Genomic DNA, 5344 nt, shown 5'->3' with positions numbered 1-5344 from the left:
TTCGTCCTCGACGTGGCCATCTCCCAACAGGTCGTCGCCGAGTTCATGACCGCCTCCCTCACCGCCGGCAAACGGCTGTAACACCATGGTTCTTCCCACCATCACCGGAACGGGTCACCGCTTCCATCACCGTCGAGAGCCACCAGGCGAAAAGGTCACGGCAGGCGTGCACCACGTATCGGACCAAGGACTCGAGCTGTCAGCCATGACCCGATGACAGGCCTGCGCCGGGAGGAAAACACAGGTCACCGGCGGAGGCCCCGTGTGCGCTGTGGTTCCGCTGCTGCTTCCACCGGAAGCTCCTCGTCCATCCACCCGGGTGGACGAGGAGCTTTCCGTTTCCCCGGACCAGACCAACCTGGACTGCCGCACTGATGGGTGACGTCGAGTCGCCTCGATGGCCGCTGTCCGGGCCATGTGTGAAGCGTGGGGTGCTCGACGCGCCAGATGTCCCCGGTGATTCAGTTGCCCTTCCACCGTCTCCCGCACGGATTGGCACCCCGCCGGCCGCCTTTCGGTGTGGCAGCACCGACCGGTGCGGGAGGTGGGTTCTTCAGGGTGTGGTTTTGCGCTGTACCACCAGCACGCACAGCAACGAAGCCATGACGGCCACCAGGGAGAAGGCGAGCATTGCGCCGAATCCCATGGTCTCGGCCAGGGTGCCGCTGACGATCGGGCCGACGGCGAAGCCGGTGCCGATCATCAAGTTGGTGGTGTTCATGACCTGGATGCCGCCGACGTCGCTGAGCGTGGAGAGCAGGTAGGGCAGGATCAGGGTCCAGGCGAACTTGAAGACCACCGCTGCCACCGCGAACCGCAGTAGTCCAGGCGTGCCGAAGAGCAGGGCAACGCTCAGGGCCATGCCGATGTAGCCGAGACGCAGGTACATGCGCCGGCGCGGTGTGTCACCGAGAATGGTGGCCAGTAGGGCGGAAGCGATGCCGGCCACGGTGGCCACGGAAAGAACGAGGCTGGTGGCCGACAGGCCGATCCCGGCGTCGGCGGAGATCTGCGCCATGAAGGACCACACGCCGCTCAGGGCGACGTAGAACAGCAGGACCGCCGCCAGGCCTGTGATGTACTGCGCCAGCGGCGGTCGTGCTCCGGAGGTGGCGAGGGAAGCGGCGGGCTCGCGCAGTGCTTCCCCATCGATTCGGGGCACCACCACAACACATACTGCGGCCAGTCCTGCGAGGGTCCAGTAGATGGCGGCTACTCCGGTGCCGGCGTACAGGGCGGGGAAGACGGCCAGGATGAGAGCGCCCATGGCCAGTTGGAAGACGACGAACAGACCGAAGGCGCGGCTGGGGTTGCTGGTTCTTCCGCTCAGGGTCAGGAGGATGACGGTGATCGATCCGGCTGCCAGTGAGGTCACGACCCGGGCCGCCACCAGCCAGCCGAAGTCGTCGAGGAACCCTGAGATCAGATTGCCCAGGACGACGACCGCGGTGAACAGGTAGGTGGCCGTGCGCAGGTTCAGGCGCCGCAGCCACAGGTAGGCCGGGATGGTGGCCAGGCTGAAGGCTCCCAGCTCGGCCGAGAAGAGCGCACCGACCTGTACGGGAGTGAGGGCGAACTGCTCGGCCAGTTTTCCCGCGACGACGGGAGCGGTGAGCAGCACCGTATAGAGAACAGCGCTGTAGACGGAGATGTAGGTGTAGGTTCCTCGGTCGGATCCGGCCGGGGCTTCAGGCCTGCGCAGAGCAGTGGTCATGGGATCTCCCTGGTGGGCGTGATGAAGGCTGATACGTCGAGAGGGGAAGCAGGGGGCGAGGTCCCGGCCGGTGGTGCAGGCAGGGCGGTGCCGTGGTCTGTCTCACGCTGAGGCCGAACCCCACTGTTGAGGCCTAGGACCTGGCGGTGTCCAATGTGTGGGCGTGGGCCGAGTCGTAGACCTTTGTCCCGGCGAACCATGTCTGGTGCGCGGTGATGAAGGGAAGGCGGTCGATGTCGATCTCGTGCGGGTTGTCGCTGAGCACCACGAAGTCGGCGGACTTGCCCACGGCGAGGGACCCGGTGATGTCGTCGAGGCCCATGGCTTCGGCGCACGTGGTGGTGTAGACGCGGATGGCCTCTTCCAGGGTGATGGCCTGCTCCGGCCAGAGGGCACCGGGGAACTGGCCTGTGGGATCCTGCCGGGTGACCAGTCCGTAGATTGCCTCCCATGCGTTCGGGGAGACGCTCACGGGCCAGTCGGAGCCTCCCGCGATGCGGGCACCGGCATCCAGCAGCGCTCGGTTGGGTTGCATCTTCGAGGCGCGCTCGGCGGGCAGCACGGTGGCGATGGCTTCGGAGATCACACCGGGGAACCACAGGGCCGGGGAGATGTCGGCGGTGACGTCCAGTTCGGCGAACCGTGTGATGTCGTCGGGGTGGACGAACTGACCATGGGCGATGTGGTATTTCGGCTCGATGTGCCCGGCCGCACGGATTTTTTCCACGGTGTCGAGGACCATGCGCACGGACGCATCGCCGGTGCAGTGGATCTTGGCGGAGATTCCGCGTTCCGCGGTCCGCAACAGCCAGCCCTCCAGCTCGCCCGGGTCCATGGTGGTGGTGCCGCAGTGGCAGGCGGGAAAGCCGGACTCGGGCAGGTACGGCTCCAGAAAGGCGCCGGTGCCGGCGGGCGGCACGCCGTCCAGGAAGATCTTGATGAAGTCCGGGCGGTGATGGGTGCTGCGTGTTCGATCGCGGTGGGCGATGATGCCTTCCCCCAGCGGGGTGGTGCCGAAGATGAAGTCGTTGGCCTGCATGGAGGTGACCACCCATGCGTGCAGCTGCTCGGCGTCGTCCAGCGTCTTCAACGCCTGCATCAGCTGCAAGGAGGCGGCCGCGTCCTGGAAGGCGGTGATGCCGTAGGAGTGCAGGATCTCGATTCCGCGGGCGGCGGCGCGAGCCAGGTCTTCCGTGGGCGTTGGCCGCAGTCGGGCCAGGGCCTGCTCCACCAGCACCCCACCGGCTTCCAGCAGCACGCCGGTGGCCTGCCCGGTTCCGTCGCGAAGGATCTGCCCGCCTTCGGGGTCCGGGGTGCCGTCCTGGATGCCTGCCAGTTCCAGGGCGCGCGTGTTGGCCCAACGGTTGTGCTTGCTGTCGTCCTTGAGCAGCGCCGGCCGGCCCCCCGTGGCTGCATCCAGTTGGGCGCGCGCCTCGAAGGTGTTGAGCTGTCCCAGGAGGCCTGACCCCCAGCTGCCGCCGATCACCCACTCCTCCGCGCCCAGGCCGGCGGCGTGGGCGGCTACCGCTTCCAGCAGTTCCTCCAGGCTCAGGGTCGGAGGTGCGTCCAGCTCGAAGAGATCCATCTGCCCGGCCAGCAGGTGGTGGTTGTGGACGTCCATCAGTCCCGGCATCACATACGCGCCCGCCAGATCGACCACGGTGGTCTCCGCCCCGCGCAATGACGTGGTGTCGACGCCGAGTGCCATGACCTTCCCGTCCCGGACCGCGATGGCCGAGGTGCGCGGCGTCTCGGCCGTCAACGTGTCGATGACGCCGTTGATCAGGATCAGATCGGCAGGCTGTGCGTTCATGATGTTCCGTTCCTTTTGCTGTGTTGTTGGTCACCTTAGGAGTGCGATTTCGGTAGGCGTTTGCCGAAGCACGCACAGCCGTTGACGATCCGCGTACAAGGAGATGGAGCCGCTGTTGATCTCGTGGCCCATGAGACTTGTGGCCTGCCGTGCACTGCCCGACAGGTCGCTCGACAGTCCGGCGTGAACCGGCACCGTGCACTGGAGAGCGCATGGATTCCCAAGGTGCTGACCAGTGCATGCCTGTGAGGGCGCGGGTTGGTCAGTCAGCTCATCAGCGGGGGTCCGTGAGCTGACATGCCCGCCTCTCACAGCACCCCGGCCTGTGGATTCTCACGCTGCCTGCCGTTCTTCAGGTTCGGTCTCGCCCCACCTCGACCCGCTCGAGGTCCTCGTTGAGGGCCTCATAGACCTCCGGGCGGTTCGCCCGGAGGTGGGCCGCGTAGCCGAGGCCTCCCACGAGCGCCACGAGCAGCAGCCAGGGCAGCAAGGTGATGACGAGGGCGTCGGATCCGGCGAGGACGGGGAAGTTGATGAACGCCAGGGTCACGATGCCGACCAGGCCCAGGAATCCCAGACCGGGGGCGATGAGGGTGCGGCCGAGCCGGGGGTCGCGGGCACGGCGGAAGTGGACCACGACGGCGAGGGCGGCCAGCACCTGGAGCACGAGGATCCCCAGGGTGCCGAAGCCGGTCATGCTCGGGACGAGCGAGGTCAGCGGTTCCAGGCCGAAGATCGCGAACAGGGCCGCGATGCCCACTCCGACGGTGAACTGAGCCACGGAGGCCCGCTGCGGGGTGCCGTTGTCACGGGTGCGGCTGAGGCCGGGCGGCAGGATGCGGGCGCGGCTGAGGGAGTAGATGTAACGGGTCGCGGAGTTGTGCAGGGCCATCAGGGCGGCGAAGAGGCTCACCAGGAGCAGCAGCATCATCACAGTGGTCAAGGTCGACCCGAGGTACCGGTCTGAGAGCGCGAACACGAGATCGCCGGCCTCCAGGTGCGAGATCGCGGTGGTCTGCGCGGTGGTGGCGCCGACAGCGCTGATGATCGCCCAGGTGCTGACGGCCGCGAAGGCGCCGATGAAGCCGATGGCGGTGAACGTCGCCCGGGGGATGGTGCGGATCGGGTTGCGGGCCTCCTCGCTGAACAGACCGGTCGCCTCGACACCGATGAAGGCGTTGGCCGCGAAGAGCAGGCCGATGCCCACTGCTCCGGAGAAGACGATCTGCGGATCGAAGACCTCGGTGGTGAAGCCGTCACGGAGGAGCACGGCGACGTCGAAGACCAGCAGGATCGAGACCTCGAGGACCAGCGCCACCCCCAGGACCTTGGCGCTGAAGTCGATGCCCTGACGGCTGAGCAGGAAGGCCGCCACCACGGCGACCACGCTCCAGAGGAACCAGTGGAGGTCGATGCCGGTGAGCTGGGTGGTGATGGTCTGGGCGAAGAATCCGATCGTGCCCACCGCGCCGGCGACGAAGAAGTTGTAGCCGATCAGGGCGATCAGTGCTGCCACGAGAGCCAGTGGCCTGCCGAGTCCTTTGAGCACGAAGGCGTAGAACCCGCCGGCGTTGACGAGTTCCTTCGACATCTGGGCGTAGCCCACGGCGAACAGGAGCAGGACGACGGTGACGATCAGGAAGGAGCCCACCATTCCGCCACCGTTGCCCAGCGCGATGCCCAGGGCGGTGACGACGATGATGCCGGTCAGGGGTGCCACCGCTGCCAGGACCAGGAAGAGGGACTGTAAGAACAACGGTGTGTGAGGGTCCGGCCTGATCCGAAAGGAGACGGCCGTGTCAGAGTCCACGACCGAG

General features: G+C 66.8%; 3 protein-coding genes. All 3 read right to left on the bottom strand.

Translation table 11 applies throughout. From position 1 onward, the window contains the following. Positions 1-553 precede the first annotated feature (553 nt). Positions 554-1714 carry an MFS transporter gene (locus tag BJF77_RS00830; protein ID WP_075871013.1) on the bottom strand — a complete coding sequence of 387 codons (1161 nt, stop codon included), beginning with the start codon at positions 1712-1714 and terminating at the stop codon, positions 554-556. A 133-nt stretch (positions 1715-1847) separates the two neighbouring features. Continuing rightward, positions 1848-3527 carry an amidohydrolase gene (locus BJF77_RS00825; protein WP_047803669.1) on the bottom strand — a complete coding sequence of 560 codons (1680 nt, stop codon included), beginning with the start codon at positions 3525-3527 and terminating at the stop codon, positions 1848-1850. A 352-nt stretch (positions 3528-3879) separates the two neighbouring features. Then, positions 3880-5283, bottom strand: a complete 1404-nt coding sequence (locus BJF77_RS00820) for an APC family permease (protein WP_369821338.1) — start codon at positions 5281-5283, stop codon at positions 3880-3882. Positions 5284-5344: the final 61 nt, after the last annotated feature.

The sequence above is a fragment of the Kocuria sp. CNJ-770 genome (assembly GCF_001942375.1).
Taxonomy (GTDB): domain Bacteria; phylum Actinomycetota; class Actinomycetes; order Actinomycetales; family Micrococcaceae; genus Kocuria; species Kocuria oceani.
The sequence above is the reverse complement of the archived record's forward strand: the minus strand, read 5'-3'. Positions and strand labels throughout refer to the sequence as shown.

Bases quoted from the DNA above. Each gene is read 5' to 3' on its own strand.
- BJF77_RS00830 (WP_075871013.1), bottom strand. From the start codon at position 1,714: ATGACCACTGCTCTGCGCAGGCCTGAAGCCCCGGCCGGATCCGACCGA.
- BJF77_RS00825 (WP_047803669.1), bottom strand. From the start codon at position 3,527: ATGAACGCACAGCCTGCCGATCTGATCCTGATCAACGGCGTCATCGAC.